The organism is Bradyrhizobium sp. 170 (assembly GCF_023101085.1).
GTDB lineage: Bacteria > Pseudomonadota > Alphaproteobacteria > Rhizobiales > Xanthobacteraceae > Bradyrhizobium.
Genome location: NZ_CP064703.1, coordinates 4,124,764 through 4,140,382, shown reverse-complemented (window position 1 = coordinate 4,140,382; position 15,619 = coordinate 4,124,764). Strand labels below are relative to the sequence as shown.

General features: G+C 63.4%; 16 protein-coding genes. 9 read left to right on the top strand and 7 right to left on the bottom strand.

Annotated elements, in window-relative coordinates; translation table 11 throughout:
- Nucleotides 1–49 precede the first annotated feature (49 nt).
- The 4 genes from IVB05_RS19070 to IVB05_RS19055 all read right to left on the bottom strand — a co-directional run bounded on the left by IVB05_RS19070 (nt 50) and on the right by IVB05_RS19055 (nt 3,027).
- Nucleotides 50–1,267, bottom strand: a complete 1,218-nt coding sequence (locus IVB05_RS19070) for a GGDEF domain-containing protein (RefSeq protein ID WP_247786151.1) — start codon at nt 1,265–1,267, stop codon at nt 50–52.
- Between the two features lie 234 nt (nt 1,268–1,501).
- On the bottom strand, nt 1,502–1,978 hold the full coding sequence (gene rpsI / locus IVB05_RS19065) for a 30S ribosomal protein S9 (RefSeq protein WP_247786150.1): 477 nt from the start codon (nt 1,976–1,978) through the stop codon (nt 1,502–1,504).
- A 1-nt stretch (nt 1,979) separates the two neighbouring features.
- Nucleotides 1,980–2,444 (bottom strand): 50S ribosomal protein L13, encoded by a 465-nt coding sequence (gene rplM, locus IVB05_RS19060; RefSeq protein ID WP_247786149.1) that lies wholly within the window; start codon nt 2,442–2,444, stop codon nt 1,980–1,982.
- 154 nt (nt 2,445–2,598) lie between these two features.
- The gene (locus tag IVB05_RS19055) at nt 2,599–3,027 is read right to left on the bottom strand and encodes a PaaI family thioesterase (protein ID WP_247786148.1); all 429 of its coding nucleotides are present in this window, start codon (nt 3,025–3,027) and stop codon (nt 2,599–2,601) included.
- Between the two features lie 86 nt (nt 3,028–3,113).
- Here IVB05_RS19055 and IVB05_RS19050 point away from each other — a divergent pair, with 86 nt between their 5' ends.
- The 8 genes from IVB05_RS19050 (at nt 3,114) to nadC (ending at nt 11,315) form a co-directional block, all read left to right on the top strand.
- On the top strand, nt 3,114–3,938 hold the full coding sequence (locus IVB05_RS19050; protein ID WP_247786147.1) for an enoyl-CoA hydratase: 825 nt from the start codon (nt 3,114–3,116) through the stop codon (nt 3,936–3,938).
- Nucleotides 3,939–4,071: 133 nt separating this feature from the next.
- A complete protein-coding gene (locus IVB05_RS19045) occupies nt 4,072–4,656 on the top strand; it encodes a CoA-binding protein (protein ID WP_247786146.1) in 585 nt (194 codons plus the stop codon).
- A 151-nt stretch (nt 4,657–4,807) separates the two neighbouring features.
- Nucleotides 4,808–6,088: an O-acetylhomoserine aminocarboxypropyltransferase gene (locus tag IVB05_RS19040; RefSeq protein WP_247786145.1), complete on the top strand. Its 1,281-nt coding sequence runs from the start codon at nt 4,808–4,810 to the stop codon at nt 6,086–6,088.
- A 284-nt stretch (nt 6,089–6,372) separates the two neighbouring features.
- Nucleotides 6,373–6,864 (top strand): hypothetical protein, encoded by a 492-nt coding sequence (locus tag IVB05_RS19035; protein WP_247786144.1) that lies wholly within the window; start codon nt 6,373–6,375, stop codon nt 6,862–6,864.
- A gap of 37 nt (nt 6,865–6,901) precedes the next feature.
- Nucleotides 6,902–7,858: a hypothetical protein gene (locus IVB05_RS19030; protein ID WP_247786143.1), complete on the top strand. Its 957-nt coding sequence runs from the start codon at nt 6,902–6,904 to the stop codon at nt 7,856–7,858.
- A gap of 54 nt (nt 7,859–7,912) precedes the next feature.
- Nucleotides 7,913–8,899, top strand: a complete 987-nt coding sequence (gene nadA / locus IVB05_RS19025; protein ID WP_247786142.1) for a quinolinate synthase NadA — start codon at nt 7,913–7,915, stop codon at nt 8,897–8,899.
- Nucleotides 8,896–10,449 carry an L-aspartate oxidase gene (locus IVB05_RS19020; protein ID WP_247786141.1) on the top strand — a complete coding sequence of 518 codons (1,554 nt, stop codon included), beginning with the start codon at nt 8,896–8,898 and terminating at the stop codon, nt 10,447–10,449. Before nadA ends, IVB05_RS19020 begins: the two co-directional genes overlap by 4 nt.
- Nucleotides 10,446–11,315 carry a carboxylating nicotinate-nucleotide diphosphorylase gene (gene nadC, locus IVB05_RS19015; RefSeq protein WP_247786140.1) on the top strand — a complete coding sequence of 290 codons (870 nt, stop codon included), beginning with the start codon at nt 10,446–10,448 and terminating at the stop codon, nt 11,313–11,315. The genes IVB05_RS19020 and nadC overlap by 4 nt, the downstream gene beginning before the upstream one ends.
- Nucleotides 11,316–11,324: 9 nt before the next feature.
- Here nadC and IVB05_RS19010 read toward each other — a convergent pair whose 3' ends face one another.
- Nucleotides 11,325–12,134: an FTR1 family protein gene (locus IVB05_RS19010; protein ID WP_247786139.1), complete on the bottom strand. Its 810-nt coding sequence runs from the start codon at nt 12,132–12,134 to the stop codon at nt 11,325–11,327.
- 152 nt (nt 12,135–12,286) lie between these two features.
- Nucleotides 12,287–13,375, bottom strand: coding sequence for a COX15/CtaA family protein (locus tag IVB05_RS19005; protein ID WP_247786138.1), 1,089 nt, complete (start codon nt 13,373–13,375; stop codon nt 12,287–12,289).
- 118 nt (nt 13,376–13,493) lie between these two features.
- Here IVB05_RS19005 and IVB05_RS19000 point away from each other — a divergent pair, with 118 nt between their 5' ends.
- Nucleotides 13,494–13,706: a DUF2842 domain-containing protein gene (locus tag IVB05_RS19000; RefSeq protein ID WP_108513535.1), complete on the top strand. Its 213-nt coding sequence runs from the start codon at nt 13,494–13,496 to the stop codon at nt 13,704–13,706.
- 745 nt (nt 13,707–14,451) lie between these two features.
- Here IVB05_RS19000 and IVB05_RS18995 read toward each other — a convergent pair.
- A complete protein-coding gene (locus IVB05_RS18995) occupies nt 14,452–15,468 on the bottom strand; it encodes a polysaccharide deacetylase family protein (RefSeq protein ID WP_247786137.1) in 1,017 nt (338 codons plus the stop codon).
- Nucleotides 15,469–15,619 lie beyond the last annotated feature (151 nt).

Below are 15,619 nucleotides of genomic sequence, written 5' to 3'. Positions count from 1 at the left end.
GCTTTGTATATGGCGGCAAAACGCTCAGGCGTCAACGCCACCCGCTTCGTCAAGTCGCCGCCGGCACCTGGCGTTGCGAAGCTGCGCGGCCGGCGGTCTTGCGCCGCCAGTTCTCCAGCGACAGCGGCAGCTCTTCCGCGGCCTCGACCCGGTTACGGCCGCTGCGCTTGGCCTGATAGAGCGCGGTGTCGGCCGCCGCCAGCAGCACGTCGAGCTCCGTGCCCGCCGGTCCGCCGGCGACGCCGATGCTGACCGTGGTATCGACCGGGCCTTCCTCGCAGGCGATGTTGGACGCCTCGAACGCCTCGCGCACGCGCTCGGCCACGATCACGCCCTCTTCCAGCGGACACGCCAGCAACGCCGCGAACTCCTCGCCGCCGATCCGCCCCGACAGGTCGCTGATGCGCAAATTGCTGACCACGACGGTAGAGAACAATTTGAGGATCTCGTCGCCGGCGGGATGGCCAAAGCGGTCGTTGATGCTCTTGAAATGGTCGATATCGAAAATCATCACCGACACCGGTCGCCCCGCGGCGGCCTCGCGTTCGATCACCCGGTTGCAGGCTTCCGAAAAACCACGGCGGTTCAGCATTCCGCTCAAGGGATCGACCGAAGCCGCGGTCTTGTGCACCGTCACGGCGCGGTCCGACACTAGCATGAAGATGACGAACACCGTGCCGATCGCATACAGCACCAGTTCGATCGAGAACGCCGTCACCCAGATGCTACTGGTGAAGGTTTCGTCATGCGGGCGCAGCAGACTGCCGAGCAGGATCGGCAGCGCCAGCACGCAACCATGCATCACGGGTACGACAATCGTCGGCCAGCGCTTGTGCATCGTCCGCCGCCGCTCGCTCCACAATTCGGAAGCCGTCAGCCCCGCATAGATCGCAACAATCGCCGCACCGACGATCAGCCGCATCGCGGGATTCAATGATGGCAAAGCCAGCACCGTGCCGACCCAGACGACCGCGCCAAACAACAGCCCCGGCAGATTGGGCTTGCGGCCGTGGAATACGCGCGAGGCGTTCCAGACCATGCCGCAGGCCACGAAACCAAGCGCATGCAGCGCCAGCAACAGCGGCTCGCCGAGTTTGGCGCCGCCGATGGTCCAGATCGCCACCGACGATGCGCCAAGCAGATAGGCCGTCCCCCACCACTTCAAGGCTGGAATGTTTTCCTGCTTGCCGAACAGCAGCAGCATGGCCCCGAGCATGCCTGCAACCATCGTGGCAAACAGATATAGCGTGGACGTATCGAACGACATGGGCTCACCCGAACGCGTGTGATGCAACTTGTTCGGCGCATACTGAAATGCAATTTCGCGCCATCGCATTGGGGACACTAGGAGCGCCGTGTTCCAATTTCGTTTGTGCGGGTAAGCAAGTTTTCACGAAAATCCGTGGTAACCCATCACTAAATAGTAAGCAAAAAGGGCGCCCGATTGGGCGCCCTTTTCGTCTCGCGAATGCAGCAAGCGCTGCAAATTTTAGCGAAGCAATTAGCGCTTCGAGAACTGGAACGACTTGCGCGCTTTCGCCCGGCCGTACTTCTTGCGCTCCACGGTGCGGGAGTCGCGGGTCAGGAAGCCGCCCTTCTTGAGGACGCCGCGCAGATCCGGCTCGAAGTTCGTCAGCGCCTTGGAGATGCCATGACGCACGGCACCCGCCTGGCCTGACAGACCGCCGCCGGCGACCGTGCAGATGACGTCGTACTGGCCGGCGCGTGCGGCTGCGACCAGCGGCTGCTGGATCAGCATGCGCAGCACCGGGCGGGCGAAATAGACTTCGACTTCGCGGGTGTTGACCACGATCTTGCCGGCGCCCGGCTTGATCCAGACGCGGGCGACCGCGTCCTTGCGCTTGCCGGTGGCATAGGCGCGGCCGTATTTGTCGATCTTCTTGACGTATTTCGGCGCTTCCGGCGACGCCGTCTTCAGCGACGCCAACTGGTCGAGCGACTGCATGGTATCCGACATCTTATGCGGCCCTCATGTTCTTGCGGTTCATCGAAGCGATATCAACCTTCTCGGGCTGCTGGGCTTCATGCGGATGTTCGGCGCCGGGATAAACGCGCAGATTGCCCATCTGCACACGGCCGAGCGGGCCGCGCGGGATCATGCGCTCGATGGCCTTCTCGACCACGCGCTCGGGGAAACGACCCTCGAGGATCGACTTCGCGGTGCGTTCCTTGATACCGCCAATGAAGCCGGTGTGCTTGTAGTAGACCTTGTTGTCGCGCTTGCGACCGGTCAGCACGACATGCGCCGCGTTGATGATGACGACGTTGTCGCCGCAATCGACGTGGGGCGTGTAGGTCGGGAGGTGTTTGCCGCGCAGGCGCATCGCGACCAGGGTGGCGAGCCGGCCGACCACCAAACCCTTGGCGTCGATCAGCACCCACTTCTTCGTCACCTCGGCGGGCTTTGCCGAAAACGTTTTCATGTGAGGAAATCCGTGAAAATGGAAATCGGCGCCAGATGCGCCGAACTGCGCGGTTTCTAGAGAACCGGGCGCGGCGCGTCAATGCCATTTCGTGTTAAATAAACTAGCATTCACAATGACTTAAAAATATGGTGCAATAATACCGCGCGAAAGCCTATGTGTTTGGAATGGAATAGGTCGCTGTCACATGGGCGATCGGATCGGGCGATGACCCCGACAACAGGTTGACTTCGCCGACCGCAAGCCGCTTGCCGAGTTTCAAGAGCTTCGCCGCCGCCAGCACATCCTGGCCGGGCTGGCCCTTGCGCAGGAAATTGATGTTGAGGTTGGTGGTCACTGCGAGGCCAACCGGGCCGATCGCCGAGAGCAGCACCACATACATCGCGAAATCGGCCATCGCCATCAGCGTCGGCCCCGACACCGTGCCGCCCGGGCGCAGCATGCGGTCGTCGAAGCGCCGGCGCAGCAGGCAGGTCTCGCCATCGGCGCTTTCGATGGTGACATCGCCATCGCTGAAGGCCTGCGGAAATTCCTCGCGGAGGAACTTCTCCAGCTCAGCCACGCTCATTTTCGCTGCCGCCATGCCACCCCTGCCCTCGATTAAGGGTGCCTGTTACATTAGGTTGTCATCAAAGCCCAAACAAAATTCTCGGAGTGGAAACCTCAGAAATGCCCGCCCAGACTGCTCGCGCGCCTACGTCACAACCTCCGATCCTGCTGCAGGAAAACGTCGGCAGCATCCGCCTGCTCACCCTCAACCGGCCGGCGGCGCGCAACAGCCTGTCGGAGGGCCTGATCGCCGAGCTGCACGGCGCGCTCAAGCAAATCCACGACGACAACAGCGTGCGCGCGGTCGTCATCGCGGCCAATGGTCCGGCCTTCTCCGCGGGCCACGACATGAAGGAACTGACCGCGCGCCGCAGCGATGCCGATCGCGGCCGCGCCTATTTCGGGCAGATCATGAACGCCTGCAGCGCGATGATGCAGGCAGTCGTGCATCTGCCGAAGCCCGTCGTCGCCGCCGTGCAGGGTATCGCGACGGCCGCCGGATGCCAGCTCGTGGCGAGCTGCGATCTCGCCGTCGCCTCCGAGGCCGCAGGCTTCGCCACGCCCGGCGTCGATATCGGCCTGTTCTGTTCGACGCCCATGGTGGCGCTGTCGCGCAATATCCCGCGCAAGCAGGCGATGGAGATGCTGCTCACGGGCGAGCCGATCTCGGCGGCGACGGCAAAGAATATCGGCCTCGTCAACCGCGTCGTCGCCGCCGGCACCGAACGCGATGCGGCGATCGCGCTGGCGCAGAAGGTCGCGCTCAAATCCGCCTACACGATCAAGCTCGGCAAGGAAGCGTTCTATCGCCAGGCCGAAATGAGCCTCGCCGACGCCTATCGCTATACGGCCGAGGTAATGACCGAGAACATGATGGCGCGCGACGCCGAGGAAGGCATCGGCGCCTTCATCGAGAAGCGCGAACCGAAATGGCAGGATAAGTGATTATCCGTCATTGCGAGCGCAGCGAAGCAATCCATAGCGCGGCATAACGGAAAGATGGATTGCTTCGCGGAGCCTGTCATCGGGCGGGCATTCGCCCGACCCGGTGGCTCGCAATGACGCAAGTGGATACAAAATGAACCACGATAACTACGACGATAACTACATCCGCAGCATCCTCAACGGCGTGAAGTCGATCGCGATGGTCGGCGCCTCGCCGGTCAATGTGCGGCCGAGCTACTTCGCCTTCAAATACCTGGCGCAGCGCGGTTACGACATGATCCCGGTCAATCCGGGTCACGTCGGCAAGAGCCTGCTCGGAAAACCGTTCGTCGCCTCACTGTCGGATATCGGCCATCCCGTCGACATGATCGACATCTTCCGCAACTCCAGCCATATCATGCCTGTTGTCGACGAGGCCCTGACATTGTCGTCGCCGCCGAAAGTGATCTGGATGCAGCTCGGCGCGCGCGACGACGCGGCTGCCGAGAAAGCCGAAGCCGCCGGCCTCAAGGTGGTGATGAACCGCTGCCCCAAGATCGAGTATGGACGGCTGTCGTCGGAAATATCATGGATGGGAGTCAATTCGCGCACGCTGAGCTCGAAGCGAGCGCCGATCCCGACGCAGGGCATGCGGCTGTCGCTGAACCGGACCAGCGTCAGCGGCGGCCCGACGGCGGCATCGGATCGTGCCGCAAAGAACAAAAGCGAGCCGACGTGAAGCAATGAGAAACGATTATTTCGAAGACGCGGCCTGACGAAGCAGGCCGTTTTCAATTCCCCAGATGTGAACGCCTCGCCTTGACGGCGGACACGCCTGCCATCAGCATCTTCAACGCATTTCGAGCAAGCCAAAGAACAGGACGTAAAGAATGACTGACCGTCTCCCGGGATTTTCGACCCTTGCCGTGCATGCCGGTGCGCAGCCCGATCCCACCACGGGCGCGCGGGTGACGCCGATCTATCAAACCACGTCCTTTGTGTTCAACGATGCCGACCATGCCGCCTCGCTGTTCGGGCTGCAGGCCTTCGGCAACATCTATACCCGCATCGGCAACCCGACCACCGCCGTGCTGGAAGAGCGCATTGCGGCGCTGGAAGGCGGCACCGCGGCGCTCGCGGTTGCCTCGGGACACGCGGCGCAGGTGGTGGTGCTGCAACAACTGCTGATGCCCGGCGACGAGTTCATCGCCGCGCGAAAACTCTATGGCGGCTCGATCAACCAGTTCACGCATGCGTTCAAGAGCTTCGGCTGGAACGTGGTGTGGGCCGACCCCGACGATATCGGCAGTTTCGAGCGCGCGGTGACGCCGCGCACCAAGGCGATCTTCATCGAATCGATTGCCAACCCCGCGGGCAGCATCACCGATATCGAGGGAATCGCGGAAGTGGCCCGCAAGGCCGGCGTGCCGCTGATCGTCGACAACACGCTGGCGACGCCGTATTTGATCCGCCCGATCGACCATGGCGCCGACATCGTCGTGCACTCGCTGACCAAATTTCTCGGCGGCCACGGCAATTCGCTCGGTGGCATCATCGTCGATGGCGGCACCTTCGACTGGTCAAAGGACAACAAATATCCGATGCTCAACGAGCCGCGGCCGGAATATCACGGCATCAGGATCCAGGAGACGTTTGGCAATTTCGCCTTCGCGATTGCCTGCCGCGTGCTTGGATTGCGCGACCTCGGCCCGGCGATCTCGCCGTTCAACGCCTTCATGATTCTGACCGGCATCGAGACGCTGCCGCTGCGCATGCAGAAGCATTGCGAGAATGCCAAGGCGATCGCGGAATTTCTTGCCGGCCATTCCGCGGTGGCGTCGGTGAACTATGCCGGCCTCGCCAGTGACAAGTACAACAAGCTCGCGCGCAAATACGCGCCGAAGGGCGCCGGTGCGGTGTTCACCTTCAGCCTGCGGGGCGGCTACGACGCCGGCGTCAACCTGGTGTCGAACCTGAAACTGTTCTCGCATCTGGCCAATGTCGGCGACACTCGTTCGCTGGTGATCCACCCGGCATCGACCACCCACAGCCAGCTCGACGACGCCGCCAAGGTGAAGTCCGGCGCGGCGCCCGATGTCGTGCGCCTCTCGATCGGCATCGAGGACAAGGAAGATCTGATCGCGGACCTGGAGCAGGCGTTGAGCGCGTGAGGGACGTTCGACGCTTAGCGTGAAGCACACACTGTGCAGCCCCACAAAAAGTTGTCATACCCGCGAAGGCGGGTATCCAGTACGCTGCGGCCTCTCGGACCAAGCCGTCTTCTCTGGAATACTGGATCGCCCGCCCCAGTGCGCAATTGCGCACAAGGCGGGCGATGACGACCGGGGGATGTCTCGGCCTAGCCGCCCGTCAGCCCCTACGTTACAAGCCTCTCGTTAACGCTCATTCCGGCATAAAGTGGCGCTGAGCCGCCCTCGATGATTCGGAGCCAACGATGCTGCGCTGGATGACGCCATTCCTGGTCGCGATTTTCGCGATCGGAACCGCCGCCGCCGACGAAACCCCCGCTCCCAAGAGCGCGGACAGCCCCGCCACCAGGAGCGCCGAGGGCACTCCCGCCCCCAAGCGCGCCGCCCCCAAAAACGCCGCGGTTCGCGCTGCCAGCAATTTGCCGCCCGGCCTGCCCCGCGCCCATTACAACTACCGGACCACGGTTGCGCCTGCCGCAGCGCCGCTCTATGTGCGCCGTGGCCGTACGCTGGTGGTCGAGGAAGAGGATCCCGACGTGCTGTTCACGCCGGTGGGTGTGGTGCCCTATGCGCCGCGCGTCTACGGCACGCCGCTGCTGCCGGGCTCTTCCACGCTGCCCGGCTATTACGGAACCAACCATTCCTACAGCTATGACGGCCCCTATTACGGCGGCCCCTCCTACGGTCCCTATTGGAACCGCCTGCCGTATGCTTGCGGCGTGTACGGATATTGCTAAACGCGCATTGGCCAAACAACGGAGACGGACGACCGACGTGGCAGGGGTACCGCGGAAAGCCAGCAAAACGGGCGCTGCCAATGCGACCACGGCGGATCTCGTCGCCGTCCTCGTCGCCGTGACCGACGGTGAGCCCAAGATCATGACCATCGCCAACGCCGGCGCGCTGCCGAGCGGCCCGTTCGAATTTGCGCACCGTTCGCTGCAGACCGGATTGCGGGCGTGGGTCGAGGCGCAGACCGGCCACCCGCTCGGCTATGTCGAGCAGCTCTACACTTTCGCCGATCGCGGGCGGGCCGGAGATGCCAAGTCGCCGCATTCGATCTCGATCAGCTATCTGGGCCTGACCCGCGAAGACAAGGTCGGCGCGGGCTTTGAGGCGCATTGGTCCGGCTGGTACGAATATTTCCCCTGGGAGGATCAACGGTCCGGTCTTCCCGCTACGCTGGCGAAGACATTGGCATCCCGGCTTCGGGCGTGGTCGAAAACTGCAGCTACTGCTGGCCTGCAGCGCGAACGCTGGCAGCGCGCCGCCATCACGTTTGGGCTCGACGAGCGCGAATGGAACGAGGAACTGGTCCTGCAGCGTTATGAACTGCTCTACGAGGCCGGCTTGATACCGGAAGCGGTGCGTGACGGGGCAGATGCCACTGCCGTCATTCCTGGCAGGCAAATGACCGGAGATCATCGCCGCATTCTCGCGACCGGGATCGCGCGGCTGCGTGCCAAGATCAAATACCGTCCCGTGGTGTTCGAACTGATGCCGGCGGAATTCACCCTGCTGCAACTGCAACGCAGTGTTGAGGCGCTTGCAGGCCGGCTGGTGCACAAGCAGAATTTTCGCCGCCTGATCGAGCAGCAGCAACTCGTTGAGGAAACTGGCGCAATCGCCGCCGATACCGTCGGCCGCCCCGCCAAATTGTTCCGGTTCCGTCACGGCGTGCTGGCGGAACGGGCCATCGCCGGAACCAAGCTCCCGCTATCGCGCACTTGACATCGGTTATGCTCAGGATAAGTATAAGCCAAGATATGCTCACGGAGAGTATAAATGGCCAGCCTCAGCTCTACCGCGCTCGCTCGTTCCGCAGCGCTTTACGATCGGGTCAAACGGGTCATTCCGCCGCCTGAATGGGCCACCTTCGCGGAGGACGTCGACGCGATCCTCGAACTCAAGCGAAGCCGCAACGCCGTCGTCCTCGCGCATAACTACCAGACGCCTGAAATCTTCCACGGCGTCGCCGACATCGTCGGCGACAGCCTTTTGCTGGCACGCGAAGCCACCAAGGTCGATGCCGACATCATCGTCTTGGCCGGCGTGCACTTCATGGCCGAGACGGCCAAGCTGTTGAATCCGGAAAAGACCGTGCTGATCCCGGATCTCGCGGCGGGCTGTTCGCTGGCGGACTCCATCACCGCGCAGGACGTGCGGCTGATGCGGCAGCGCTATCCCGGCGTCCCCGTCGTCACCTATGTCAACACCTCGTCGGCGGTGAAGGCGGAATCCGACATCTGCTGCACCTCCGGCAACGCGCTCAAGGTCGTGGAGTCGCTCGGCGCCGAGCGCGTGATCATGCTGCCGGATGAATATCTCGCGCAGAACATCGCCGCGCAGACGAACGTCAAGATCATCGCATGGAAGGGCCATTGCGAGGTGCATGAGTTGTTTACGGCGTCCGACGTCCGGCAATTGCGCGAAAATCACCCTGACGTGACCATCCTGGCGCATCCGGAGTGCCCGCCCGAAGTGGTCGCGGAAGCCGATTTCTCCGGCTCCACGGCGGCGATGTCGGACTTCGTCGGCCAAAAACGCCCGCCGCGGGTCGTTCTGCTGACGGAATGCTCGATGAGCGACAACGTTTCCGTGCTCCACCCCGACGTGGAGTTCATCCGGCCCTGCAATCTGTGCCCACACATGAAGCGGATTACGCTGAAGAACATCCGCCATGCGCTGGAGACCGGCCGGCACGAGGTGACGATCGATCCCGCCATCGCGGTATCAGCCCGGCGTGCCGTCGAAAGGATGCTGGCGATATGAGCATGGAAATTTCAGCGCTCAGCAACCGTCCCGTCATTATCGGCGGCGGCGCCGCCGGATTGATGACGGCGCTGCAGATGGCGCCGGAGCCGGTGTTGCTGCTGTCGAAGGCGCCGCTCGGCGCAGAAGCGTCAAGCCTGTGGGCGCAGGGCGGGCTTGCCGCAGCGATGGGCGGGGACGATGACCCTGCCCTGCATTTGGCCGATACGCTCGCCGCAGGCGCAGGCCTGTGCGATGAAGCCGTCGCAAGTCGCATCGTTCATGCGGCACCGGCGGCCGTCGAGCATCTCGCCAGACTTGGCGTCGCCTTCGACCGGCGGGCGGACGGCGGCTGGCGGCTCGGCCTGGAAGCCGCGCACGGCCGCAACCGGATCGTGCACGCCACGGGCGACGGCACCGGGCGCGAGATCATGCGTGCGCTGATCGCAGCGGTCCGCCGCTGCCCGTCGATTACTCTGCTGGAAGGCGTCGAGGCGCGCAGCCTGATCGTCGAAGACAATGCCATCAAGGGCGTACTCGCGGTGAACGCGCACGGTCCGCTGGTGATCGACACCGGTCGCGTCGTGATTGCGACGGGTGGAATCGGCGGCCTGTTTCTGGACAGCACCAACCCCGCCGGTTGCTTCGGTCAGGGCCTCGCGCTGGCGGCACGCGCCGGCGCGCTCCTGTCCGATCTCGAATTCATCCAGTTTCATCCGACCGCCTTCGACGGTCCGTCGCGTCCGATGCCGTTGGTCACCGAGGCTGTACGCGGTGACGGCGCGATCCTGATCGACGACACCGGTCAACGCTTCATGGCCGACCAGCCCGGCGCCGAACTCGCCGCCCGCGACATCGTCGCCCGCGCGGTGTGGCGCCGCCGCGCCGAAGTACATCGCGTCTTCCTCGACGCGCGGAAACATCCGGGAGCGGAATTCGCAAAACGCTATCCCGTCATTTCGGCCTTCTGCAAAATGGCCGGGATCGATCCCGCGACCGATCCGATTCCGGTCCGGCCGGCGGTGCACTACCACATGGGCGGGATATCGGTGGATATCGAAGGCCGTAGCACCGTCAACGGCCTGTGGGCCTGCGGCGAAGTCAGCCGCACCGGGCTGCATGGCGCCAACCGGCTCGCCAGCAATTCGCTGATGGAAGCGATCGTCTGCGCGCAATGGGTCGCCGAGAGCGTCCAGAGCGCGGGCCGCGGTCCGCTGACAGCGCGTGCGGCCAACACGCCTCCGTCCGCATCCGATCCTTCGGCCGTGCGGCCGATCCTGTCGCAAGGCCTCGGCGTGCTCCGCGATCGGCACGGTATTGAACGCGCGATCCGCGGCCTCTATCCGATCGCCAGCGGCAGCAGTGCGGCTTCCGATCCCGCGCTGGTTGGATTGATGATCGCGGTCGCCGCCTGGCGGCGCGAGGAAAGCCGCGGCGGGCATTATCGCAGCGACTTCCCCGACACCCTGCCCTCGGCCATGCCGTCTTCCATCTCGCTTGCGGACGTGCTCGACGGCGCCCGCGACATCGTTGAAACCGGATCTCTGTCTGTTGGGAGCGCCCAGCCGTGACACTAACGCCACTTCTGCCCATCATGTACGAACTGCTGGTTCGAACCGCCCTGCTCGAAGACTTAGGCCGCGCCGGCGACATCACCGCGGATGCAATCGTCCCGGCCGACAGGCAGGCATCTCTGGTGCTGCGCGCGCGCCAGCCCGGCGTCGTCGCCGGGCTCGACATCGCGCGCTGTGCGTTTCAGCTCGTGAATCCTGCCATCCGGCTCACCGCGGAGCGGCCTGACGGCAGCGTGGTGGCGCCAGGAGATACGATCGCCGCCATCGAGGGGCCGGCGCGCGGGCTATTGACCGGTGAACGGACGGCGCTGAACTTCCTCTGCCATCTCAGCGGCGTCGCCACCGCAACGGCCTCGCTGGTATCAGCCGCGCAAGGCACCAAGGCACGCATCGTCTGCACCCGCAAGACCACGCCTGGATTGCGCGCGCTGGAAAAATACGCGGTCCGCGCCGGCGGCGGCAGCAATCACCGCTTTGGCCTCGACGACGCCATCCTGATCAAGGACAACCACATCGCGCTGGCCGGCGATGTCAGAACCTCGATCGAGCGCGCGAAAGCGCATGCCGGCCACCTCGTCAAGATCGAGGTGGAGGTCGACACGCTGGCCCAGCTTGAACAGGTTCTCGCGATCGGCGTGGATGCCGTCCTGCTCGACAACATGACGCTCGAGCAACTGCGGCAGGCGGTGGCGATGACGGGCGGCCGGGCGATCACGGAAGCTTCCGGCCGCATCACCGCCGAGACCGCCAAAGCGATCGCCGCGACCGGCGTCGACCTGATTTCCGCCGGCTGGCTGACCCACAGCTCCGCCGCGCTCGATATCGGGCTCGACTATCTCGGACTCAACCGGCAGGCAGCGTAGCGCGGCGAACTACTCGGCCGCGCGCATTGCCTTGTCCTCGCGCATCAGGCGGTTGTTGCGCTGGACCACCGAATAGGTCGCCAGCGCAAACAGGATCACCAGGCCCTGGATCGACAGCGCTTCAAGCGTTGGATTCAAGCCAATCGCGGTCAGGAACGCCGAGCCCTTGACCTCGGTGACCGTGATGATCGCCTGTTCCTGGAACTCCTGCACGGCCTCGCCGATGAACTTGATCGCCATCGCGAACAGGAACGCCGAGGTGATGATGAAAAGCGGCCGCAGCGGCAGCTTCCGCGCAATCAGGTTGATGAAATAGAACAGCACGGCCAACGCGGCCGCTGCCGCAACCAAGCCGGCGAACAGGCCCGCGCTCCAGCCGCCCTCAGTCTTGGCGAGCGCGTTGATGAACAGTACGGTCTCCGCGCCCTCGCGAAACACCGCAAAGAACGCCAGCGCGCCGACCGCCCACACCGTATCCTGCGACAGCGCCTGATCGGCCTTGTGCGCGAGATACTCCTGCCATCCACGGGGATCCTGCTTCACCATCAACCAGCCGCTGACGTAGAGCATCAGGGCAGCGGCAAGCAAAATAATGATGCCTTCCAGGACGTCGCTGTGATCGCCCGAATTCAGCACCGCAAACAACCAGGCCGCAACGAAGCTGGCGCCGACGGCTGCGAGCGCGCCGGCATAAAGCGCCTGAATGCGATGACCGGCGCCGGCCTTGGTCAGATAGCCCGCCAGCGCTGCGATCACGAGCATGGCTTCGAGCCCCTCACGGAGCAGGATGACGGCGGCCTGAATGAATGCTGACGACATGGAACGAGACCTGTTTTTGTTTCGTTTTATCGCCCAAACCATCCAAGTAAAGCGGTCGCACGCCCCACAAACGCGTCAAGGGCGTCGTGCAACAAGAAACCCCTGTAAATCGGGCACTTCCCGGAATGCCGGCAGATTAGAATTGCTCAATTTCAACCGGGCTGTCCGAGCGGCAGAACCAGTTGCCGATCGTGCTCGACGCGGCGTGCAACCAGGCGCTCAGTCTGCAAGACTACAAGCGTCAGCACAACGATCGCGACCGCCTGATGCGCCAGCGCCAGATCGATCGGCACCTGATGCAGCAGCGTTAGGATGCCGAGCGCAGCCTGCAGCGTGATCGCTGCCACCAGCGACCACGCGCCGCCGATAACGGCAACGCCGGCCCGCGACCGCATGGCGTCGATGGCGTGAAGCACCGCCAGTATCAGTAGCGCATAGGCGGTCATACGGTGCTCGAACTGCACCGTGAGCGTGTTGTCGAACAAATTGCGCCACCATGGTTCCTCGAACCACAGCCGCGCCGCCGACGGAATGAAGGCGCCGTCGATCTCGGGCCAGGTGTTGTACACCCTGCCCGCCCGCAGCCCCGCGACCAGCGCACCGAAATAAAGCTGAACGAAAGTCAGGCCGAGCAAAGCCACCCCGGAGACCTTCAGCCGCACCGGGACAACGGGATGCGGACGCGCCGTCATCCGCCGCAGCGTCCAGACGATCGAGGCAAAAATGATCAAGGCCAGCACCAGATGCGTCGCCAGCCGATACTGGGAGACCTCGGTCCGCTGCGTGAGGCCCGACGCGACCATCCACCAGCCGACCCCACCCTGCAGCGCGCCGAGGGCAAAGATCACCCACAGCCGCCGTTTCAGCTCAGCGCCCAGCGCGCCACGCCACAGGAAGTACAGGAATGGCAGCAGATAGACCGCGCCGATCACGCGCCCGAGCAGGCGGTGGCTCCATTCCCACCAGAAGATGGTCTTGAACTCCGCAAGGCTCATGCCGGCGTTGAGTTCGCGGTATTGCGGGATCGCCTTGTAGCCCTCGAACGCCTGTGTCCATTGCGCCTCGTTGAGCGGCGGCAGCGTGCCGGTCACCGGCTTCCACTCGACAATCGACAATCCGGATTCCGTCAGCCGCGTGGCGCCACCGACCAGCACCATGACCGCGATCAGCGCGGCGACCACGATCAGCCACCATCTGACGGCGCCTGGATGCGGAGCCTGCTGTGCGGAACTACCGGTCATAAAACCCGTCTTGAAATCAGTCTTGGCCCGCCTTAAAGGCGCGCTTGATTGAAGTGGCGCGCCCCTTATAGTCCGCCCCTTCCCGCGCGCAACCCGCCACGAGCCTGACATATCCGCCATGACCATACGCACCCGCAAATTCTTCGGAACCATCGCACTTCTGGTGCTGGTCGTGGTGTGGTCGCTATTGGGAATGACCATCGCCCAGACGCCATGGCTGGCCAGTTCGGGTCTGCTGCAGGCGATCTTCTATGTCGTGGCGGGGCTCGGATGGGTGCTGCCGGCAATGCCGATCATCAGCTGGATGTCGCGGCCGGACCGCGCCGCCTAGATTAGGGCATGTACTCATAGAACGAGAGATGTCCGCTTTTGAAGTCTAAAGCAGACATGCGCTTGTCACTCGGGAATTTCGCCTCATGTGACCCGAAGCGGACCCGTCTATGAAGCGCGCTGCAGCTTTCTGAACCCCAGTCGCCGAAGGAGACGAGCCGTCGGTCCGCGCTTGATCACATCGCGGAAACGCTCCCCATGAGCGCAGCGCCACCCCAGCAGCCAGCCCTCAAAGAATCCAACGGTGGACACGGTTAGCATTGTGACGAAGGCGAGCAGCATTATCCCAGAGATTGTGGCGATCACCAGTCCGTTAGTCGTGACGTGTGTGACCGTGGATGCGGGGTCCAGAATGCCTGACAGCCATGCTACGCCGACAACCATTGCTGCTATCAAAGGTGCAGCGGCAGCTTGGAAAAGGAAAACAGACGGAAAAGTCGCCGCCATTGCTAGAGCAAGCGCCAATCCTTTGCGGCGGGTACCTCGATTGAGCGCCATCACTCCGGCCAAGACCCAAACCAGACACGCAAGGGGTATCCAGACCAACAAGGCTACAAAATATATGAACGTCGGAGGCAAGGTCCCAACTCCTAGAGGCTTTTTCCAAAGCGAGCATACATTACTCCCAACACGCGAAGCACCAAATGCGCGGATGTCTGCTTCTGTGGCACAAAGGAGACGTGCTGAAGGCAATCCGGGATGGCCGCTTCCGAGGGTAATTCGGACATCGCCAAGCCCATAGGCACCTAAACCCAATTATCCCGGGTCGGCCTGACCGGCGGAAACATGATTCCGGACAGCATCACCCGCATCATGCGCAGCGAACGCTGCCGTCCGTCCCAGGCGATCCGCGGCAGGGCATGCAGATTGGTATATCCCTTGGCTTCGACGACCCCCGGGATCGTCGATACCGCGCTGGCGAAACCTGCCTCCTGCCCCATGACGACGTGCTCGCGGCGCCAGGATTGCCGATCGCCGAACGGATAGGCGAAATGCCTGACGGCGCGGCGCAAGGCGGCCTCGGCGACCGCCTTGCCCATGGTCATTTCGCGTTGCGCGTCGGCCTCTTTCAGGTTGGACAGCGCGGGATAGTTCACCGTTGCGCTGCCGATCGTCACCAGCGGATCAGCGGCGAGCTTCGCCAGATCCTCCCAATCCATCGACGCAGCGCGCGACAGCGTCGCGAGATCGACGGAGTAGCGCGTGCAGAGGTCGTGGATCGCGAACGAAAGATCCGGCGGCGGCAGCGTCCGCATCCAGCTCGTCAGAAATTCGAAAGTGTAATATTTCTCCGGCATGCTGCCCGTTGCGAAACGCCGCTCCTTGCGGTCGATCATCAGGCTGATGCGTTCCTCGCGCGCGATCATGTCTTCCAGCGCGAGCCACCAGGCTTCGCCGAGCCCGTCCGGAAGCGCGGTCGGCAGGTAGATGGTGAAGGGCACGCCGTGCTTCGACAGCACCGGATAGGCCTGCGTGATGACATCCTTGCAGCCGCCGTCGAAGGTCAGGCAGGCAAATCGATTGGCCTTTGGCAGCGTGACCGCCCGCCGGCACACTTCGTCCATCGTGATCAGATCGAAGTTCCAGCGCTTCAGCGCACGGATCGTCCGGTCGAGAAATTGCGGCGTGATTTCACGCCACCGGTTAGGCTGAAACGGGCGGGAATCGCGCGGACGCACGCGCTCGAACCGCAAAATGACGCCGGCGCCGCCGGTCTCCCGCTGCTTCAGTCTGAAATAGCCGCTGAAATAAGCGAGCTCCATCCGGGCCCGCCGCAAAATTCCGATATCCAACGCCAACGTCCCGTCCCTAACCTACCGTCGCGCTGCCCCGCCGCGTCCGGATTGTATTACCCTTTGTTGACATTTCCCTGCGAAGGTCGGCCAAAGCCGAAAATTGTAAACAATTTCATAT